The sequence below is a fragment of the Streptomyces beihaiensis genome (assembly GCF_026274175.1).
GTDB classification, from domain to species: Bacteria; Actinomycetota; Actinomycetes; order Streptomycetales; family Streptomycetaceae; genus Streptomyces; species Streptomyces beihaiensis.
Genome location: NZ_JAPHNL010000268.1, coordinates 17,727 through 35,580, shown reverse-complemented (window position 1 = coordinate 35,580; position 17,854 = coordinate 17,727). Strand labels below are relative to the sequence as shown.

Genomic DNA, 17,854 nt, shown 5'->3' with positions numbered 1-17,854 from the left:
CCGGCCGTTCTTCCGGGCGACGGCGTTCCGTCAGTCGTTGTTCTTGCGGCGGTACAGCGCGAAGCCCAGGCCCGCCGCGCCGACCGCGGCGGCACCGGCGCTCGCGGCGATCAGCGGGGTCTCGTCGGAGTCGGAGCCGGAGGTCCGCGACGAGACGTTCTCCGCGCCCGCCTTCACGCCGCCGCGCGGCAGCGTGCGCTCGCCGTTGTGGCTGCCGTTGGCGTTGGCGTTGGCGTTGTCGTTGCCGTTCGGAGTGACGCGCTGGTCGTGGCGCGGCTGGGGCTTGTGCTGGCGGTCGTGCTTGCCGTCGTTCTTGCCCGAGCCGTCGAGCCAGGACGTCACCGTGCCGTCGGGCTTGAGGGCGACGTGCAGGCCGTTGTTCTCGCCGAACGCGGTGCGGCCGTCGGCGTCGAGGGTGTCGAGCTTCGCGCCGCGGGCGTAGATGTCGGCCTGGTAGTGGTGGGTGCCCAGCTTGTAGACCTTGGCGACCGAACCGTCGGCGAGCCGGACCGCCTTCACGTAGACGCGCTTGTGGTCGGGCTTCGGCTTCGGCTTCGGGGCGGCGTTCTTCTTGGCGGTGATCTTCCCGTCGCTCGTCAGCGTGAAGGTGTAATTGTCGATCTTCGTCTGGTTGCTGCCGTCGTATGCCTTCAGGTGCCCCTTGTGCGCACCGCCCCTGAGGATGTCGGCCTTGGCCGAACGCGCCGAGGAGTTGACCTTGATCTTCGCCGACCAGCCGTTGCCGAGGCGGACCGTGCCCCTGTCCTCCCAGCCGCCGACGACCGGGCCGTCCTTGTCCTTAGTGGCGGAGACCGAGCCGTCGCTGGAGAGGGTGACGGTGTACTTGCCGAACTTGCCCGAGTCGCTGTCGTCGTCGTACGCGTTCAGGTGCCCCTTGGCGGCGCCGTCCTTGAGGATGTCGGCCTTGGCCGAGCGGGCGGAGGCGTTGACCTGGACCTTCGCCGACCAGCCGTCGCCGATGTCCACCGTGCCCTTGTCCTCCCAGCCGCCCACGACCGGGGGCTTGGTCGCGTCGTCGTCCTTGTCCTTCGTCGCCGACACGGAGCCGTCGCTGGAGAGGGTGATGGTGTAGGCCCCGAACTTGCCGGACTTGCTGCCGTCGTACGCCTCAAGGGTGCCCTTGACCGCGCCGTTCTGCGCTATCTGGGCGCGGGCGGAGCGCGCGGACGCGTTCACGTCGACCTTGGCGGACCAGCCGTCGCCGATGTCCACCGATCCCTTGGACTCCCAGCCACCCGCCACGGGAGGCTGCGTCCCGTCCTGGTCCTTGGCCTGGCCCTCGTTCTGTCCCTCGTTCTGGTCCGTCTGCCGGCCCTGGTCGTCCGAGGCGGACGGCTGCGGCGTCGGCGGGGTGTCCGCGAAGGCGGCCGCGGTCGGGACGGCGAGTGCGGCGACGGTGCCGGTGACGATGGCGGCGGTGCGGAAGGTGCGTCGAGTGGCGCGCATGGTGCTTCCCTCGTGGCTCGAACCCGGCCTTGCGGCCAGATGGTGTGTGTCCGGTGCGTTTCCGTACGTTCGGTTCGTTCGATTCGTTCGGAACATCCGGATTGTTTGAGTGATCCGATGTGGCCTGTTTGTGGTGGCGACGGAGAAAAAGGTAGGTCCGCCATGTGTGCGTCGTCCGTACGTTGTGTAACAGTCCTGGCGATGCCCGACCGCACTCCTGTAACTGAAGCAAAACCGCAGGTCAGAGCTGGTCCCGGACCATGGTCCCGACGTGCCGGGGACTTACGGCTCGCCCAGCCGCCGCCGGTACGCCGGAGCCTGCCGGGCCGCCTCCCGGTACGCGGCGCGCAGCTCGTCGTGGACGGCGTCGAGTGCGGCCTCCGTGCGGGCCGCGAGCAACAGCCGTACGCCCACGGGGTCCCCGTCCAGCGGCCGTACCGCCATGTCGGGGCGGGGCCGTGACGTGGGCTGGCAGAGCGTGACCACCTCGCCGGTGGCGACCAGGGAGGCCGCGGTGAGGTAGTCGCCGTGCAGGATCCGCGGGGCGATGCCGGCGGCCCGCAGCGCGCGGAGCAGCCCGTCCCACTCGCCGTCCACCGTCGGGTCGACCATCCACCGGTCCCGGGCGAGATCGGCGAGGCGTACGACGCGGCGACGGGCGGCCGGGTGGTCGGCGGCGAGCGAGACGAACTGCGGCTCGCGCTCGACCAGGACCCGGCAGACCAGGCCGGGCGGCATCCGCAGCGGGCTGCCCTCGACCTCGTGCACGAAGGCGACGTCGAGCCGGCCGTCGGCGACCTGGCGCAGCAGCGCGTGGGAGGAGACGTCCATGCGCAGCGTCGGCTCGGCGCCGCCCCGCTCGGCGACGCCCGCGCGCAGTCTGCGCAGCCAGCCCGGCAGGGCGCGGCTCGCCGTGGAGCCGATGCGCAGCCGGTCCTCCGGTTCGGCGGTGGCCGCGGCGGCGGCGCGGGTCTCGTCGACCAGGGCGCGCATCCCGTCGACGAGCGGGCGGGCGCGGGCGAGCAGGACGTGGCCGAGCGGGGTGGGGCGGCAGCCGGTGCGGCCACGGGTGAACAGACGGCCGCCGAGCCAGGTCTCGATGCGGCGCAGCTGCGTGGTGAGCGAGGGCTGGCTCATTCCGAGGGCGCGGGCGGCCTTGTGCAGGCTGCCGGTGTCCTCGATCGCGCACAGGACGCGCAGGTGCCGCACCTCCAGCTCCATGGACGGTGAGGGTAGAGGGAGGGCTCGGGGTGTGTCAGGGGGTGCAACTGGCCATTGATAGGGCCGGGTTATCGGCAGGTGACATCATTCCGCGCCGTGCCGCACGCCGCCAGACTCACGTACATGAACATGACACCACCCCCCACATCCCCCACATCCCCTACGTCCCCCGCGTCCTCTACGTCCCCCGCGTCCTCTACGTCCCCCATGCCCCCCACGCTCTCCATTTCCCACGCCCATCCCGGTGACTCAGGGCGTCGTCGTCGGGTGCGGCTGCGGGTGCTCGCCGCCACGCTCGGGGCCGGGCTCGCGGTCACCGCGCTCACGACGGCGGGGCCGGCCTCCGCCGACACCCCCGCGGGACGCCACGTACGCACGGGGTACGCCGCCGACAACACCGCAGACAACACCGCAGCCAACAAGGCGTTCTTCGACGCCGTACTGAAGTCCGTGGCCGAGAAGCGGGCCGCGCACCCGGACCTGAACACGGTCACCGTGACGTACGACGCGTCGGGCGCGCCCACGTTCCAGCAGGAGATAGCCACCAGCGTGTCCATCTGGAACTCGTCCGTCAGCAACGTACGGTTGCAGGCCGCGTTCGGAGGCGGCGGCGACTTCTCGTACTACGAGGGGAACGACCCACGCGGCTCGTACGCGTCCACGGACGGGCACGGGCACGGTTACATCTTCCTCGACTACGCGCAGAACCAGGAGTACTACTCCCCCCGCGTGGTCGCGCACGAGACCGGGCACGTGCTGGGGCTCCCGGACGACTACTCCGGGCCGTGCAGCGAGTTGATGTCGGGCCACGGCCCCGGCCCGTCCTGCACCAACGACCACCCGGACGCGAACGAGCGGGCGCGGGTGGACCAGCTGTGGGCCAACGGGTTCGCCAAGGCCCTCCACAAGGCGGAGGCTCTCCACCAGGCCGCGCAATCGCCGACAGGTAAGCGCTAGCGCGGCGTCGCGACGGCGCGAGCAGCGGCGACCTCCTGGCGGACCGGTTCGAGGACCCCTGTCCCGGGTCCGCCGAAGTCGGCCCGCACTTCCTCCAGGACCGCCGATCTGCGCAGCCCGTCGGCCAGTTCCCGCAGTTGCCCGGCGACGCGGGCCACCTCCGGGCCCTCGGGCGGGGCCGCGCCGTGCCGCACCCGCACGCGCGCCGCGGTCGTCGCGTCGACGATGCGTTCCACCGCGACGACCAGGGGCCACCAGGCCGCCGCCCGCCTCCCCGTGGGCGGCGGCTCGGTGAGCGCACGCTGGAACTCGGCGCGCACCACGGACAGGTCCCGGTAGAGGCGGCGCCGCATCCGGGCGCGCGCGGTGGGTTCCTTGGCGGGGCCGAACGCGTACTCCACGTACGCCGCCGTGTCCTCCACCGCGTCGGCGAGCCGGTCACCGATCCGGGTGTGCCAGCTCTCCGGCCACAGCAGGTACCCGGCGACGAGCGCGATGCCGCAGCCCATGAGGCTGTCCAGGAGCCGCGGCAGCAGGAGGGCCGTGCCCTGGTGGTTGAGGATGTCGGAGAGGAGCAGGATCACCGGGGTGATGGCCGCCGTCTGGAAGGCGTAACCGCGCGGCGTGAGCGCAGGGATGAGCGGCGCGAGCACCATCATCACCGGCACGTCCCCCCAGCCGATCGGGACCGCCGCGAGGACGGCGGCGGCCACGACGAGCCCCGCCGCCGTGCCGAGCGCGCGCAGGACCGCGCGCGAGAACACCGACCCGAAGTCCGGCTTCAGTACGAAGGTGATGGTCAGCGCCACCCAGTACGAGCGCGGCACCGCCACCAGCGAGACGAGCGACTGGGCGAGGCCGATGCACAGGGCCAGGCGCAGGCCGTACCGCCAGGAGGCGCCGGAGAGCAGCACGTTCCGGACGCCGCGCCCGGCGCGCACGCGCAGCGCGGCCGGGCGGCCGAGCCGGTCGTCGACGTTGGTGAACTCGCCCTTTCCGGCGGTCCCCGGCCGAGCGGCCACCACGTCCGCGGCGTGCCGCAGCGCCTGGTCGACCGCGCGGGTGGCCGGTCCCTCGGGCTCGGGCGGGCCGGGCGGGCCGGGCGGGCCGGGGGCCGCGGGATCGGCGGGGCGGCCCTCGGCGACGGCGTCGGCGAGCCCGCGCACGGTCGCCGGGATCTGCGGGGGTAGCGCGATCCCGTCGTGGTGGGCGGCGGGAGCGGCCTCCAGGATCGGCGTGAGCGCGTTCAACTGGCTGACGAGCCGTACGAGTTCGGGGTTGCGGCCGTGGGCGACGGCGCGGCGCGCGAGGACCAGGTCGTACGCCTTGTTGAGCGACTCGGTGACGGCGAGGCGGGTCTCGGCGTAGGTGAGCGGGTCGGTACCGGCGGCCTCCAGGAGGTTGGCGACGGCACGGTACGTGGCCGCGACCGCGGCCCGTTCCGGCACCCCGGAGCGCAGCGGCCAGGCGAGCAGCGCGAGCAGCAGCACGAAGAGGCCGCCGCTCATCATCAGCAGCGGCGCGAGCCACCAGGCGCCCGGCAGCGGGAGCCCCGCGGCCACCACGGAGTTGAGCAGGAGCAGCAGCCCCGAGACCGAGGCGACGGCCCCGACCGTGGAGATCATCCCGGAGACCAGGGCGACGAGCGTGACCGCGGCGACGGCGAGCCAGCCGTGCCCGTACACCGCGGAGCCGACCGTCACCCCCGCCGCGCCGAACAGCTGCGGTACCGCGATGTTGAGCACGCGCATCCGGTAGGCGTCCGCCGTGTCGCCGATGACGCCGGAGAGCGCGCCCATGGAGGCGAGCGCGCCGTACGCGAACCGGTCCGTGGCGAGGCCGATCGCGAGTGGCGTCGCGAGGGCGATCCCCGCCCGGGCCACGGCCGCCCACGGCACCGGGGCGCGCTTCGGCCGCACCGTCCTGACCAGCCAGTCGGGCGGGGTGAGACGGCGCGGCTCGCTCACGTGGTCTCGGCTCACGTGGTCTGGGCTCACGTGGTCTGGGCTCACGTGGTCTGGGCTCACATGGCCCGCAGGGTGAGCCGGTTGGCCGGGTCGGTGGGTGGCGCCGGCGGGTACGGCGGCCGAGGGGGGTGAGAGGGCGGAGCCGGATGCGCGGGACCGGCGCCGCCACGCCGCCCCGAGGCCCACCGCCCCGAGGCCCACCGGCCCCCACTCCGTCCGCCGTTCCGTCCGCCGTTCCCCTCGCTGTTCCGCCGCCCGCCCCATCCCCCGTTCCGCTCCGTGCTCCACGCGACGGCCGCCACGACGAGCCCCACCCCGACGATCACCCAGGACGCCGTCCGCATCGAGGAGGTCAGCGCGTCGTACACCGCACCCGCCGCCGCCCGGTCCGTGGCATCGGGGAGGTCACCCAGGGTGAGGGAGCGGGCGATCGGCAGGGCGATGAGCAGCGCCCCCGCGGCGAGCGCCGCGCCCAGCGCCGTGACGGCGAGCGCCCTGCGGCGGCGTACGGCGAGCAGCAGGCCCGCCACGGCGCACACGAGAGCCGCCAACGGCAGCCAGGGACCGGCGAGTTGGAGCGCGTGGAGCGAGAGGCGCAATGTCTTGAGGGAACCGGCGGACAGCACGGTGATCTGCGTGTGCGTCACGGGGATCTGCGAGGCGAACGGCACCCCGCCGTCCTCCAGTTGCTTCTTGACCTGCTCGGTGACGGGCGCGAGGTCCAGGGTGACGTCGCCGGTGCTGCCGTTGTCGAGGGCGGTCTGCACGGCGTCGTGCGCGGACCGGTTCGCGGTGTCCCAGGCCCGCTGGAAGGTGGCGGTGCCGGTGAACGAGACGACCGCGTCGTGCAGGTAGTTGCTGACGGCGTCGTGGAGCGGGCCGAAGTCGAGCTGTTTCATGACTCCGTCGGTGACGGCGTCCGCGACCACGTTCTGCACGCTCGGGTCGGTGGCCAGGGGCTCCATCGTCGCCACGTAGCGGTCGCTGTCCCCGATCTCGTACTTCGCCCAGGTGGAGAGCGTGCCGAGCGGGACGAGGAGGCAGGCGACGACGAGCAGGGCGGCGGACAGTGTTCGGCGGATCACGGTTCCAGGCAAGTGGCGTCGCGCCGCCCGTGCGAGTCGGGGCGTCCAGGTGGCGTACGGCCTGTCAGGCCCCGGGGCGGCGTGCTCGGGTGGAGCGTTGGGCCGAACGGGTGTTTCCTGGGACAGGGGAGCAAAGGGGGACAGGGGAGGCAGCAGGGGAGGGAGCAAGGAGGCCGATCATGCGCCGAACGACTCCGGCCCTCGCGGCGGCCGGTCTGCTGGCGGGCGCGGTGCTCGCCGTCACCGCCGCGGCCCCGGCCAGCGCCTACAGCGACGGCGGCGGCCGCGGCGGAGGCAACAGCGTCATCTGGGGGACGGTCGTCTCCCGCACGGACCTCAACATCCGGTCCGCGCCCAGTACTTCGGCATCCGTGGTGTACCGGCTCGCGCCGGGCAGCCAGGACCGTATCCAGTGCGCCACCCATGGCACGTCGGTGCGCGGCGACCCGACCTGGTACTGGTTCACCGGTGCGCGGGGCTGGGCGAGCGCGTCGTACGTGAACGCGGGCGGCCAGCACGTGCCCAAGTGCGGCAACCCGTGCCCGTCCCGGCACAAGGGCCAGGACCGTGACCGGGGCCGGACATCGCAGCCCCGGAGCGACGACTCGGCCGCCAAGTCGATGAACTTCTGGTTCAGTTCGACGTACGAGATGCGGTTCGGCGTCACGGCCGGTTGAACCAACCGGTCACGTGGCGGCTGAACTGATCGGTGATGTACCGGTTACTGATCGGTGATGTGCCGGTGGAACTACTCGGTGACGTGCGCGTACTCGCTCGCCGAGTAGTACCGGTAGTACGTCGCCACGTACATCGACCCGCCCACGATCGCGCCGAGAATGACCGACCACAGCACCGTGCCGTTGGCCAGGCTGTGCAGGAAGCCGATCGCGGCGCCGGAGAACACTCCCCAGGTCGCGGCCCGCGCGAAGAAGTGGCGGCCCTCCTGCCGGGCCGACCAGGCGTGGATGCCGAAGCAGAGGGCCGCGACGAGCGCCCCGCTGACGAGGCCGAGCGCGATGTTGCCGCCGGTGACATCGCCACCCCGGCGCTGGATGTTCGCCGCCCAGAAGCCGTACGCGATGCCCGCGATCAGCGGAAGGACGAGGGCCGGGACGGACGGGAGGTGGGCCGGTGCGGGTGCCGCGTGCTGAGCCATGACGGGCTCCTTTCTGCGTCCCCCGGGCGGGACCGTCCGGGGTTTCCCCGGTTTCCATTGACCGTCGCGGCGGCGCGTTCCGCAACACGCGCGTACGGAGCGTCACCGCGCCGACTGTGTGTCACCGCGCCGACTGTGTGTCACCGCGCGGACTGTGTCACCGCGCGGCCCGGTACAGCGCGGCGTCCGGGCCGGTGGCGAACGACGCGGCCCACTCGGCGGTGCGCCGGATCACGGTGACCGCCGCGTCGTCGCCGGGCGGACCGTGGCGGTGTGCGCGCAGATCGCGGGCGACGCGGGCGAGGATCGCCTGCGGTGACCGGCGGTCGTGCGGCTCGCCGAGCAGCCGCGGCAGCCGTTCCCGTACGGGGTAGAAGTCACCGGCCGCGTCCCGGCACTCGCTCACCCCGTCGGTGAACAGCACGAGCGTGTCGCCGGGCGCGAACGGCAGCCGTACCGTCTCCGGCGTCCCCGCGCCGAGCGTGCCCATGCCCAGCGGCAGCCCCGGCGGCACGTCCGGTGTGTGGACGCGGCCGTCCGCGGTGACCATCAGCGGCGGCTCGTGGCCGAAGTTGACGATGTCGACGGCGGGCAGCTCCGGCGGGAAGTGCAGCAGCAGGGCGGTCGAGAAGGCGTCCGGATGCCCTTCGTCGCCGGTGGCCCTGGTCCACGCGCTGTGCCGCTGCATGGCGTTCTCCAGCCGCCGGGCGACCTCCTCCACGGGCTCCTCGTGGTACGCCGCCTCCCGGAACGCGCCGAGCAGCGCCGCCGACGCCGACACGGCCGGCAGCCCCTTGCCGCTCACGTCGCCGAGGACCGCGCGTACGCCGTGCGGCGACGGCTGGAAGTCGTACCAGTCGCCGCCCACCCGTGCCGCGCGCGCGGCGGGCTGGTAGAAGTCGGCGATGCGCAGGTCGGCGACGTGGTCGGGGAGCGTGCGCATGACCGTGCGCTGGGTGGCCTCCGCGATGTCGGTGACGGCGCGCAACCGGGTCAGCTGGTCCTCCTTGCGGTGCGCGATGAGCACACCGAGCACGCCGCCGGTGCCGATCATCAGCGGTCCGAGCACGGCGAGGCCGCCGGACGGGTCGGGCGCGGCCCACTGGAGCGTGACGTAGACGACCAGGAGGAGCCCGCCGACCATGGCCGTCGCCATGACCGTGGCGAGCATCGCCACGACGACCGGGACGAGCCCGAACAGGGCCCGCGCGCGGAAGTCCTGCGGCGTGACCATGTCGAGCGCGACGATGCCGGTCACCATCACCGCGACGAGCAGTGCGAGGGTGTGCCAACCGCCCGTGGGGCGCACGGCGCCGAGCCGTGCCTCACGGGCGCTCGGGGCGACGGACCGGAAAGACATCACGTATCAGGTTGCGGGGGCCTTGTGCGGCGCTGCTAGGGACTAAGGTCCGTGGCGGCCCGGTTCGGGGTGAGAGCCGCGTCTCAGCGCGATGGGCCCTCTACGTGCTCAGGAGCGCCACGATCCGGTCGAGCGTCGCGGGCGCGAGGTGGCGGCGCAGCGCGTCGGCCACGTCCTCGGGCCGCGCCCGGCTGTCGATCTCGATTACGCCGTAATCGGCGTGAGCGGACTTCCCGCGGCGGCCCCGCGACTCCTTGCGCGCGCCGGGCACGGCCGGGGCGGCGTCGTACGGGCCGGGCAGCGCCTGCTCCTCGCGCGGCAGCCGGGCGATGCGCCGGGCGTCCTCCACGGACACCCGCCCGTCGGCGAGGGCCTCCTGGATGTCCTCCCGGAGCTTCATCAGGGAGAGCCGCTGCGAGACGAATCCCTGCGTCTTGCCGATCCGGGCGGCGACCTGCCGCTGCGAGTACCCGTACGCGGTGATCAGCCCCTGGATGGCCTGCGCCTGTTCCAGCTCGGTGAGGTCGTCGCGCTGCACGTTCTCGATGAGCGCGTCCTCGTCGGAGCGGGTGGCGTCGTCCCGTACGAGCACCGGCACCGCGCCGAGCCCCGCCATGCGTGCCGCGGCGAGGCGGCGGTGGCCGTGCAGGACCACGTACGGGGCGGCGCCCACGGCGGCCTCGTGGTGCGGGTGGGCCGCGAGGAAGACGGCGGCCGGGACGACGCCGAGAGCCTGGAGCACGCCGCGCTCGCGGACCGTTTCGGCGAGACCGTCGAGGTCGCGCAGTTCGTGGCGCGGGTTGTCGGGGTTCTCGGCGAGGTCGTCGAGCGGGACGGTGAGCGGTGTCGTCGTCCTGGCGGGACCGGCCTTCGGCTGGGGGGCCAGCAAGGACGACAGATCGGTGCGGCGCCCCATCAGGCGTTCACCTTCTTGGCGGTCTTGGCGGTCTTGGCGGTCTTGGCGGTCTTGGCCGTCGTGCCTGTCTTGGCCGTCTTCTGGGCGCGAGGCTTGCGGGCCGGCTTGGGGATCGCCGCGAGTCCCACCTCCAGGGCGAGCCGGAAGAAGTCCTCGCGGGCCTGAAGGGCGACCCGGTTCGCGCCGTACTGCGTGACGACGAGCCCGTCCGCACTGGCCCGTGTATGCAGCTTGTAGTGGCGTACGGCGGTCCGGGCCAGCGGCCAGCCCTGCCCCTCGACGAACGCACGGGTCTGCTCCAGGTCGGCCGTGCCGTCGCGCGGGTCCCAGTTGTTGACGACGACGCGGAACGGCAGCCCGCGCGGCTTCACCACCCGCTCGATGGTCCGCTGCGTGGGCTGGAAGCCGAGCGGTTCGGGTTCGATGGGGACGACGACGTCGGTGGCGTTGGACAGGACGGCGCGCAGCGCGTCGGCGGCCGGGCCCCTGCCCAGCGGGTCGGCGCCGTCGTCGTCGGCGAGGTCGAGCCAGCCCGGCGTGTCGACGAACACATGCTGCACGGACGGAATCCGGGAGAGCGCGGCGAGCCCGGCGAGGTCGTCGTGGGCCTGCACGAAGTCGAACGGCAGATCCGACTTGGAGCAGACCCGCTCGGACCACCACACGGCCGAGCCCTGCGGGTCGATGGAGACGGCGACGACGGGCGGGCGCTCCCCGGCACCGGGACGGCCCGCCCCGAGGACGTCGGCGGTCACGGCGGCGAGGTTGACGGCGAGGGTGGACTTCCCGACGCCACCTTTCTGATTGAGGATCACGTGTACGTGCGCCACGATCGCTCCCGTTCTCCCGGAGTCATCCGGAATGAAGTGGTTTGGGGTGGATGTTCGGGGTCACTGTGGCAGCGCCGATGTCACGAAGGGCGGCGCACACGCCGCCTTGGCGTCAAACTCGAACCAGACGGTCTTGCCGGGCGGCGACGGCAGCAACCCCCACCGGTCGGTGACGGCGTCGACGAGCAGCAACCCGCGCCCGCCGTTCTCCAGTTCCGCGGCCTTGCGGACTTTGGGCATGCGCGGGTCGGGGTCGCTGACCTCGACCCGCAGCCCGTTCTCGATGCGGAACATGTCGAGGGTGCACTGCCGGCTCGGCACGTGCCGGACGACGTTGCTGAGCAGCTCGGTGACCGCGAGCTCGGCGGCGTCGCGCAGTTCGGTCATCTCCCACTGGAGCAGGTGAATCCGCAGGATGCGGCGGACGTGCCTGGCGGAGTGGTCACCGACGGTGAATCGCATGTGGTGGTACATGCGGACCAGCGTGGCGGCGTCCGCCGGGGCGGCGGGAGGCCCGGAAACGCACGGCTGGGAGGGTTGGGGCTACCCAACAACTGTCCGAGTTGGGGGTGGAGTTACGCGATTTCGGCTGTGCCGGGCGCGTACGTCTGCCTACTCTCGGTCACGGCGGGGAAATGCACCGTGACACCTGTTGGGGGTCATTCAGCGATGGCACACATCCGGCAGCTCGACCCGAGCGCGTCGCCGCTCGACCACTTCGGCTCCGAACTCCGCTTCTGGCGCGAGACGGAGGGCCTGAGCCAACCGCAACTCGGCGAAAAGCTGTTCTGTACGGCGTCCCTGATCGGCCAGATCGAGACGGCCCACAAGGTCCCGACGCGCGACTTCGCGGAGCGGCTCGACGCCGCGTTCGGGACGAGCGGGTCGTTCGGGCGACTGGTGGGGCTGGTGCTGCGGAGCCAGTTGCCGTCTTGGTTTCAGGAGATCGCGGGGCTGGAGGCGAAGGCGACGTACATCTCCGTGTATGAGGCGCAGGTGGTGTACGGCCTGCTTCAGACGGAGGCGTACGCGCGAGCCGTGCTCGGGGTGACGCAGCAGGACAAGGTCGATGAGCGGGTTGCCGCACGTCTAGATCGGCAGCGAGTGCTGGACCGGAGCAATCCGCCCGCTCTGTGGATCGTCCTGAGCGAGGCGGCGCTGCGTAACCAAGTCGGTGGGCGTGAGGTGATGTGGAACCAACTCGCGCATTTGTTGAGCTTCCGCAACCGGGATGACGTGAACATCCAGGTGGTGCCGTTTACGGTGGGGGCACACCACGGGTTGCCGGGCACGTTCACCCTCATGCGTTTCGAGGACGACCCGGACATTGTCTACACCGAGGACTTCATCCAGGGCCACGCGACTGCCAACCCGGAAGCCAACAAGGCAGGTTCACTCCGTTACGCTCACCTCCAGGCCACCGCCCTCTCTGTAGAGGAGTCGGCGGCGATGATCAGCCGCGTGATGGAGGAGAGCTATGGGGAACATGTGGGACCTGGCGGGCGCGGCCTGGCGTAAGTCGAGTTACAGCGGTGACACGGGCGGCCAGTGCATCGAATGCGCCCCCCTCAACGGCGCCACCTGGCAGAAGTCCTCGTACAGCAGTGACACGGGCGGCCAGTGCATCGAGTGCGCCACGATCGCCGAAGGCCACCGCGTCGCCGTCCGCGACTCCAAGAACCCCGAAGGCGGAGCCTTCACCGTGAGCCCCGCCGCCTTCGCCCGGTTCACCGCCTACGCGGCGGCGCGCTGAGCCGCCGGGCGGGTGAAGTAACGAATGTCGCGGGGCCGACGTGCCGTTAAGGGAGTGTGACCACACTTCCGTCTGTTGACGCGTCCCGGCCCTGGCGGGTGCCCGCGATCGGTTGTCTGCTCGCTCTGTTGTTCGCTGTCGGTCAGTTGGGCAACGTGGCGTTGCAGGCGACGCCGGACACCCTGAACTACGTCACCTACGCGCACCGCGTGCTCGGTGAGAGCGAGGCGGAGGCCACGCGGGCCGCCGGCCGCTACTACTGCCTGAGTCCCGCCCATCACGCGGTGTCGAGGCATCGCGTGGGGCAGACGACGTTCGCCGGGTCGGCGGCGGGTGCGGGGACGGCCGCGATGCGGTCCTGCGAGGCCGGGGTGGCGCGGCAGCTCGCCCACTCGCACTCGTTCGAGAAGGCGGTGGTCTGGCCGAGCGCGACCGTCCGCTACCAGCGGATCTTCTCCTCGCGGCCCGGCTACCCGGTCCTGCTGGCTCCCTTCATCGCGCTGCTCGGCGACGTGAAGGGCATCTGGCTGTTCTCGGTCGTCGTCACGGCGGCGGCCGGGGCGGTCGTCGCACTCGGCCTGCGTGCGGTGGGCGCGGGCCCGGTGGCCGCATTGGCCGGACAGGCCCTGTACTACGCGCTGCCCATCGAGGTGACCTCCACGCGGCCGATGAGCGAGGGGGTCGGGATGCTGGCGTTGGCGGTGGTGTTGTTCGGCTGTCTGCGGTTCGCGGGCGGGCGCCGGAGGTCCGGCCTCGCCGTCGTGACGGCCGCGTCGGCCGCGTGTTTCGCGATCCGCTACTCGATGGCGCAGGAGGCGCTTCTCGCGCTGGCGCTCGTCCTGTGGGCGACGGTCAGGGCGAGCGGAGGGCCGCGCGGGGCGGGTGCGGGGCGAAGGCCGTCCGGTCTGTCCGGTCTGACGGGTCTGACGGGTCTGGCGGTTGCTGTGAGCGGGCTCGCCGCGGTGAGTATGGCCGCGTCGGCGGTGATGGGGTGGCCGGGGCTGCGCGACAGTGTCCAGGACACGTTGACCATGCATTACCGAACCCCGGATCTTCCGGACCCGTGGCCGCTGTTCATGCGCCTGGAGCTGAACTTCTGGTGGGAGTGGCTGAAGCGGCAGGTGGCGGCGCCGTTCCTGCTGCCGTGTCTGGCGGTCGCGGTCTGGGGGGTCCTCAGGAGCCGGGGGCGGGCGCGGCTGCTCGGGCTGCTGGCCGGTGCCGTGGCGCTGACGGGACTGGTCAACGAGGCCGCCCACCCGTTGATGGCGATCGGCCCGCGCATCATGATCACCGTGTGGTTCCTGCCGGTCTACGGCATTCCCCTCGCCCTGGAGGCGTACGCGCGCCGCGCCCGCGCCGCCGGCCCCGATCGCCGGGACGACGACGGACCCCGACAAGCCGCACTTCCCCAACCCCAAAAAGTGTCGCAGTCCTACGTATGACTGCGACACTTTCCGGAGACGTCACCAGGCCCGGCCTCCGACCGCCGGGCACCCTCGGCGGTCGGAGCACGCCGGTGCGGCGTCACTGCTGCGGCGGCTCGTCCCTCTTGGCCTGGTCCGCTCCGAACTGTTCCTTGAGCTTGTCCTGGGCGGTGTCGACCTGGCCGCTGTACTTGCCCTGGGTCTTCTCGTCGACGAAGTCGCCCGCCTTGTCGATGCCTTTGCCCGCCTGGTCCTCGTGGCCCTTGAGCATCTGCTTGAGCTTGTCCATCACGCTCATCGTGGCTCTCCTTGTCGCCTGGGGGTACGGATTCGCGTACGGATGCGCACCGCCGATGCTGCCCCGCCCTCACGCCGGCGTCCTGTGCGCGTGAGCCGATCGGGTGACAGGAGCAGCGGTGTGGCGAGGAGCGCCAGGCCCGCCGCCCCGAGCGCCGCCCGCGTGCCCGTCAGCGCCGCGAGGCCGCCGAACGCGAGCGTCAGGAGCGCCTTGCCCGCGTTCCCCGTGACCGTCCAGGCGGACAGGACGCGGGTGACACGGTCCGGCTCGATGGTCTTGAGCCGACGCGTGGCGTAGACGGGACCGAAGACCGCGCAGCACGTGATGAGACCGAACTCGACGAGCGCGACGACCGTGAAACCGGCCCAACCGGGACCGGTGAACGCGAGCCACGGCAGCCAGCACGCCCGTGCCACCCCGCTCGTGAGGAGCACGCGCCGCTCCCCGTACCGGGCGGTCAGCGGCCTGGCGAGCCGGGCACCGAGCAGGCCGCCCAGGCAGGGGAGGCTGAAGACGAGCGCGAACTGCCAGGGCGGAAAGCCGAGGTCGCCCATGAGCAGCACGGTCAGGAGCGGGGTCGTGGCCGTGATCAGGCTGTTGACGAGGGTGGTGTTGAGGAACAGGGCGCGCAGGCCGGGCCGGTGCCAGATGTAGCGCCAGCCCTCCAGGATGTCGGCCACGCGGACGCCGCCGTCTCCCCGACGCCGCGGTTCCGGCCGCGGTTCCGGCGCGCGGATCGAGCGGATGCCGAGGGCCGACAGCAGATAGCTGACCGCGTCCGCCGCGACCGTCGTCAGCGGGCCGAACGCGCTGATCGCCAGGCCGCCGAGGGGCGGGCCGAGGGCCGTCGCCGTCCAGGTCGTCGTCTCGAAGCGGGCGTTCGCGGCCAGCAGGTCCTCCGCCGCGACGAGCGTCTTCAGGTGGGAGCCGCTCGCCGCCCGGAACAGGATGTCGGCCGCCGCCACGACGACCGACACGGCCAGCAGCTGCGTGAAGGTCAGCGACCCGAGCACGTACGCGACCGGCAGTGTCAGCAGCGCCGCGCAGCGCGCGAGGTCCGCGCCGATCATCACCGGCCGCTTGCGCCGGAACTCCACCCACGGGCCGAGCGGCACCGCGATCAGCGCGCCGGCCGCGAGCCCGGCCGCCGCCAGGAGCGAGACCCGGGCGGCGCCGCTGTGCAGGGCGAGAACGGCGACCAGCTGGAACGCGTCGATCGCCAGCCACGTCCCGGCCGTGCTCACCGCGAACGCCGCCCACAGCCGGTCGAAGTCCCGCCCGAGCCGCGGCCGAGCGCTCGCGCCCGTGCCCGCGCTCGTGCTCTCGTTCCTGTTCACATCGGGGGATTCAAGCGTCCGCCGGTCGGGGCGGCAAACAACCCGGTGCCGCCCCCGTACAACCCGCGGTTGTACGGAAATGGTTCCATGGAACCGTGGAACTCCATGCCGTACGGACCTTCGTCGCCGTGGCCGACGAGGGGCAGATCCAGGTCGCCGCCGCGCAGCTCGGCATCAGCCAGCAGGCGGCCTCCAAACGCGTCGCCGCCCTGGAGCGGGAGCTGGGCGTGCGGCTGTTCCTCCGTACGCCGCGCGGGACGCGGCTCACCCTCGACGGGGAGGCGTTCCTGCCGCACGCGCGGGAGCTGCTCGTGGCGGCCGAGCGCGCCGCCGACTCCGTACGGGCCGGGCGGCGTCCGCTCCGCGTCGACGTGCTCGGCACGCAGCTGATCACCAACTGGGCGCTCCAGGAGTTCCACCGGGCACGCCCGGACGTGCCGCTGGACGTGGCCATGTTCAAGGACGGCCGGTCGGCGGTCGACGCCGTGCGGGACGGTGTCGTCGACGCGGCGTTCTGGGGGCGCGACGTCCCCGACGACCGGCTGCCCCGCGGCGTGCGCAGCTCCCGCGCCGTCGACGAGGCTCTGGTCCTGGCCACCGGTCCCGCGCACCCGCTGGCCGACGCGGGGTCCGTCACCCCGGCCGACCTCGCCGGGCACCGCATCTGGATTCCGGGGATCGTGCCGGGCGCCGCGTGGGCGGCGTACTACGAGGAACTGGCCGACCGGTTCGGCCTCGACATCGACCCGTCGGGGCCCAACTTCGGCGGCAGCCACATGCTGCGCACCGTCTCCGCCTCGGCGACCGTCGCCACGTTCCTGGGCACCCACACCCTGCTCTCCGCCCCGGCCGGCGTCGAGGTGCGGCGGATTCCGGTGCGGCGGCCCACGCCCGTCTATCCGCACTCGCTGCTGTGGCGCGACGACCATCCGCACCCCGGGCTCGCGGCACTGCGGGAGTTCCTGGACGGGCTGCGTGCGCGGGAGGCACCTGGCGGAGGTGATGGCAAGGGCAAGGGCGACGGCTGGGTGTGGCTGCCGTCGTGGCATCGGAGTTCATGACGGCACGGATGCCTTGCCGTCCGGGCGCGGCGGCGCGGTGGAGACCCGGCTCGCCGCGAGTTTCTGCAGCATTCCGTAGGCGAGGACCGGGAGCAGCAGGTGCGGGCGGTCGGGCAGGGCCGAGCTGAGCAGGACCGCGCTCGCGCTGCTGTTGTTCATGCCGCACGCGAGCGTGACGGACGTGCCCGTGGAACGGTCGAGCCGCAGGACGCGGGTGGCGACGCGCCCCGCCGCGAACGACAGCCCGCAGGCCGCACCGGCCACCGCGACCGCCGCGGCGAGCAGCAGGAACCGCGGGCGGGCCAGGAACGGGCCGATGGCGCCGCCCGCGTTGGCGTACGTCAGGAGCAGCGACGCGACCAGGGCCGTCGGTGCCGCGCCGCGGCCCACCGGGTCGAGGACCCGCGACGGCAGCACGGCGCGGCACACGACCCCCGCCACGCACGGAACCAGGACACCCGTCAGGGCGGGCCCCGAGCCCATGCGGTGCGCGGCGTCGGTGAGCGTGGCCGCGTACGGGTCGCTGAGCAGCGGGGCGAGCGCGGTCACGGTGAGCGGGATGGTGAACGGGCCGAGCAGCGTCGTGGCGAGCACCAGACCGACCATGGTGGCCTGGTCGCCGTGGCCGCGCCCCGTCCACACCGTCGCCCCGGCCGCGACGGGCATGGCGGCCGTCACGATGAGCGCGGCGGTCACCCCGCTGCCGCCGTCGGCGTCGGGCGAGCGGTGCAGGGCGAAGGCGACGGCCGGGACGACGAGCAGCGGCACGACGAACCGTACGGCGAGCCCGGCGACCAGCACCCTTGGTCTGCGCACCAGTCGGGGCAGCCCGTGCACGGGCACGCGCAGGCCCGCGCCGAACATCACCACGCACAGCAGTACGGGCAGGAACGGCGCGGCCCAGCGGTGCGGGACAGGGGCGAGGAGAGCGGCAGCGTAGGCGGCGAGTACGAGACGGCTGAGATGGCGACGCACCGGGGGAGCGTACGGGGTGTGATCGCCTTGTCACTCCGGGTTCGGGT

General features: G+C 72.6%; 18 protein-coding genes. 6 read left to right on the top strand and 12 right to left on the bottom strand.

Annotated features, from left to right (window positions below):
• Positions 1-30 precede the first annotated feature (30 nt).
• Together OFY01_RS21695 and OFY01_RS21690 are read right to left on the bottom strand one after the other, a co-directional pair.
• The gene (locus OFY01_RS21695; protein ID WP_266602472.1) at positions 31-1,467 is read right to left on the bottom strand and encodes a hypothetical protein; all 1,437 of its coding nucleotides are present in this window, start codon (positions 1,465-1,467) and stop codon (positions 31-33) included.
• A gap of 282 nt (positions 1,468-1,749) precedes the next feature.
• Entirely contained in the window at positions 1,750-2,688 is a 939-nt protein-coding gene (locus OFY01_RS21690; RefSeq protein ID WP_266602470.1) for a LysR family transcriptional regulator, read from the bottom strand.
• Positions 2,689-2,895: 207 nt separating this feature from the next.
• Here OFY01_RS21690 and snpA point away from each other — a divergent pair, with 207 nt between their 5' ends.
• Positions 2,896-3,645, top strand: coding sequence for a snapalysin (gene snpA, locus OFY01_RS21685; RefSeq protein WP_407700397.1), 750 nt, complete (start codon positions 2,896-2,898; stop codon positions 3,643-3,645).
• On the opposite strand, the gene OFY01_RS21680 is transcribed toward snpA, so the two are convergent.
• A complete protein-coding gene (locus tag OFY01_RS21680; protein ID WP_266602466.1) occupies positions 3,642-5,627 on the bottom strand; it encodes an FUSC family protein in 1,986 nt (661 codons plus the stop codon). The two genes, snpA and OFY01_RS21680, sit on opposite strands and share 4 nt — an antisense overlap.
• Positions 5,628-5,668: 41 nt before the next feature.
• Positions 5,669-6,697, bottom strand: coding sequence for a hypothetical protein (locus OFY01_RS21675; protein WP_266602464.1), 1,029 nt, complete (start codon positions 6,695-6,697; stop codon positions 5,669-5,671).
• 179 nt (positions 6,698-6,876) lie between these two features.
• Here OFY01_RS21675 and OFY01_RS21670 point away from each other — a divergent pair, with 179 nt between their 5' ends.
• Positions 6,877-7,374, top strand: a complete 498-nt coding sequence (locus tag OFY01_RS21670) for an SH3 domain-containing protein (RefSeq protein ID WP_266602462.1) — start codon at positions 6,877-6,879, stop codon at positions 7,372-7,374.
• Between the two features lie 71 nt (positions 7,375-7,445).
• Here OFY01_RS21670 and OFY01_RS21665 read toward each other — a convergent pair whose 3' ends face one another.
• The 5 genes from OFY01_RS21665 to OFY01_RS21645 form a co-directional block, all read right to left on the bottom strand.
• Positions 7,446-7,853: a hypothetical protein gene (locus OFY01_RS21665; protein WP_266602460.1), complete on the bottom strand. Its 408-nt coding sequence runs from the start codon at positions 7,851-7,853 to the stop codon at positions 7,446-7,448.
• Positions 7,854-8,010: 157 nt separating this feature from the next.
• The gene (locus OFY01_RS21660) at positions 8,011-9,213 is read right to left on the bottom strand and encodes a PP2C family protein-serine/threonine phosphatase (RefSeq protein ID WP_266602458.1); all 1,203 of its coding nucleotides are present in this window, start codon (positions 9,211-9,213) and stop codon (positions 8,011-8,013) included.
• Between the two features lie 100 nt (positions 9,214-9,313).
• Positions 9,314-10,129: a ParB/RepB/Spo0J family partition protein gene (locus OFY01_RS21655; protein WP_266602456.1), complete on the bottom strand. Its 816-nt coding sequence runs from the start codon at positions 10,127-10,129 to the stop codon at positions 9,314-9,316.
• On the bottom strand, positions 10,129-10,959 hold the full coding sequence (locus tag OFY01_RS21650) for a ParA family protein (protein WP_266602454.1): 831 nt from the start codon (positions 10,957-10,959) through the stop codon (positions 10,129-10,131). Before OFY01_RS21650 ends, OFY01_RS21655 begins: the two co-directional genes overlap by 1 nt.
• A 60-nt stretch (positions 10,960-11,019) precedes the next feature.
• A complete protein-coding gene (locus tag OFY01_RS21645) occupies positions 11,020-11,433 on the bottom strand; it encodes an ATP-binding protein (RefSeq protein ID WP_266602452.1) in 414 nt (137 codons plus the stop codon).
• Between the two features lie 195 nt (positions 11,434-11,628).
• On the opposite strand from OFY01_RS21645, the gene OFY01_RS21640 reads away from it, so the two are divergent.
• The 3 genes from OFY01_RS21640 (at position 11,629) to OFY01_RS21630 (ending at position 14,154) form a co-directional block, all read left to right on the top strand.
• Positions 11,629-12,477, top strand: a complete 849-nt coding sequence (locus OFY01_RS21640; RefSeq protein WP_266602450.1) for a helix-turn-helix domain-containing protein — start codon at positions 11,629-11,631, stop codon at positions 12,475-12,477.
• Positions 12,437-12,712, top strand: a complete 276-nt coding sequence (locus OFY01_RS21635; RefSeq protein WP_266602448.1) for a DUF397 domain-containing protein — start codon at positions 12,437-12,439, stop codon at positions 12,710-12,712. Before OFY01_RS21640 ends, OFY01_RS21635 begins: the two co-directional genes overlap by 41 nt.
• A 128-nt stretch (positions 12,713-12,840) precedes the next feature.
• Positions 12,841-14,154: a hypothetical protein gene (locus OFY01_RS21630; RefSeq protein ID WP_266602446.1), complete on the top strand. Its 1,314-nt coding sequence runs from the start codon at positions 12,841-12,843 to the stop codon at positions 14,152-14,154.
• 82 nt (positions 14,155-14,236) lie between these two features.
• Here OFY01_RS21630 and OFY01_RS21625 read toward each other — a convergent pair whose 3' ends face one another.
• Both OFY01_RS21625 and OFY01_RS21620 read right to left on the bottom strand, forming a co-directional pair.
• Entirely contained in the window at positions 14,237-14,434 is a 198-nt protein-coding gene (locus OFY01_RS21625) for an antitoxin (RefSeq protein WP_266602444.1), read from the bottom strand.
• Complete coding sequence (locus OFY01_RS21620; protein WP_266602442.1) at positions 14,431-15,771, bottom strand: MFS transporter; 1,341 nt, start codon at positions 15,769-15,771, stop codon at positions 14,431-14,433. The genes OFY01_RS21625 and OFY01_RS21620 overlap by 4 nt, the downstream gene beginning before the upstream one ends.
• Before the next feature lie 95 nt (positions 15,772-15,866).
• On the opposite strand from OFY01_RS21620, the gene OFY01_RS21615 reads away from it, so the two are divergent.
• Positions 15,867-16,832 carry a LysR family transcriptional regulator gene (locus OFY01_RS21615; protein ID WP_266602440.1) on the top strand — a complete coding sequence of 322 codons (966 nt, stop codon included), beginning with the start codon at positions 15,867-15,869 and terminating at the stop codon, positions 16,830-16,832.
• Here OFY01_RS21615 and OFY01_RS21610 read toward each other — a convergent pair.
• The gene (locus OFY01_RS21610; RefSeq protein WP_266602438.1) at positions 16,827-17,807 is read right to left on the bottom strand and encodes a bile acid:sodium symporter; all 981 of its coding nucleotides are present in this window, start codon (positions 17,805-17,807) and stop codon (positions 16,827-16,829) included. The two genes, OFY01_RS21615 and OFY01_RS21610, sit on opposite strands and share 6 nt — an antisense overlap.
• Between the last annotated feature and the right edge of the window lie 47 nt (positions 17,808-17,854).

Coding starts and splice junctions, on each gene's coding strand:
- OFY01_RS21695 (WP_266602472.1), bottom strand. CDS start 1,467: ATGCGCGCCACTCGACGCACCTTCCGCACCGCCGCCATCGTCACCGGC.
- OFY01_RS21690 (WP_266602470.1), bottom strand. CDS start 2,688: ATGGAGCTGGAGGTGCGGCACCTGCGCGTCCTGTGCGCGATCGAGGAC.
- snpA (WP_407700397.1), top strand. CDS start 2,896: ATGCCCCCCACGCTCTCCATTTCCCACGCCCATCCCGGTGACTCAGGG.
- OFY01_RS21670 (WP_266602462.1), top strand. CDS start 6,877: ATGCGCCGAACGACTCCGGCCCTCGCGGCGGCCGGTCTGCTGGCGGGC.
- OFY01_RS21665 (WP_266602460.1), bottom strand. CDS start 7,853: ATGGCTCAGCACGCGGCACCCGCACCGGCCCACCTCCCGTCCGTCCCG.
- OFY01_RS21660 (WP_266602458.1), bottom strand. CDS start 9,213: ATGTCTTTCCGGTCCGTCGCCCCGAGCGCCCGTGAGGCACGGCTCGGC.
- OFY01_RS21655 (WP_266602456.1), bottom strand. CDS start 10,129: ATGGGGCGCCGCACCGATCTGTCGTCCTTGCTGGCCCCCCAGCCGAAG.
- OFY01_RS21645 (WP_266602452.1), bottom strand. CDS start 11,433: ATGTACCACCACATGCGATTCACCGTCGGTGACCACTCCGCCAGGCAC.
- OFY01_RS21640 (WP_266602450.1), top strand. CDS start 11,629: ATGGCACACATCCGGCAGCTCGACCCGAGCGCGTCGCCGCTCGACCAC.
- OFY01_RS21635 (WP_266602448.1), top strand. CDS start 12,437: ATGGGGAACATGTGGGACCTGGCGGGCGCGGCCTGGCGTAAGTCGAGT.
- OFY01_RS21625 (WP_266602444.1), bottom strand. CDS start 14,434: ATGAGCGTGATGGACAAGCTCAAGCAGATGCTCAAGGGCCACGAGGAC.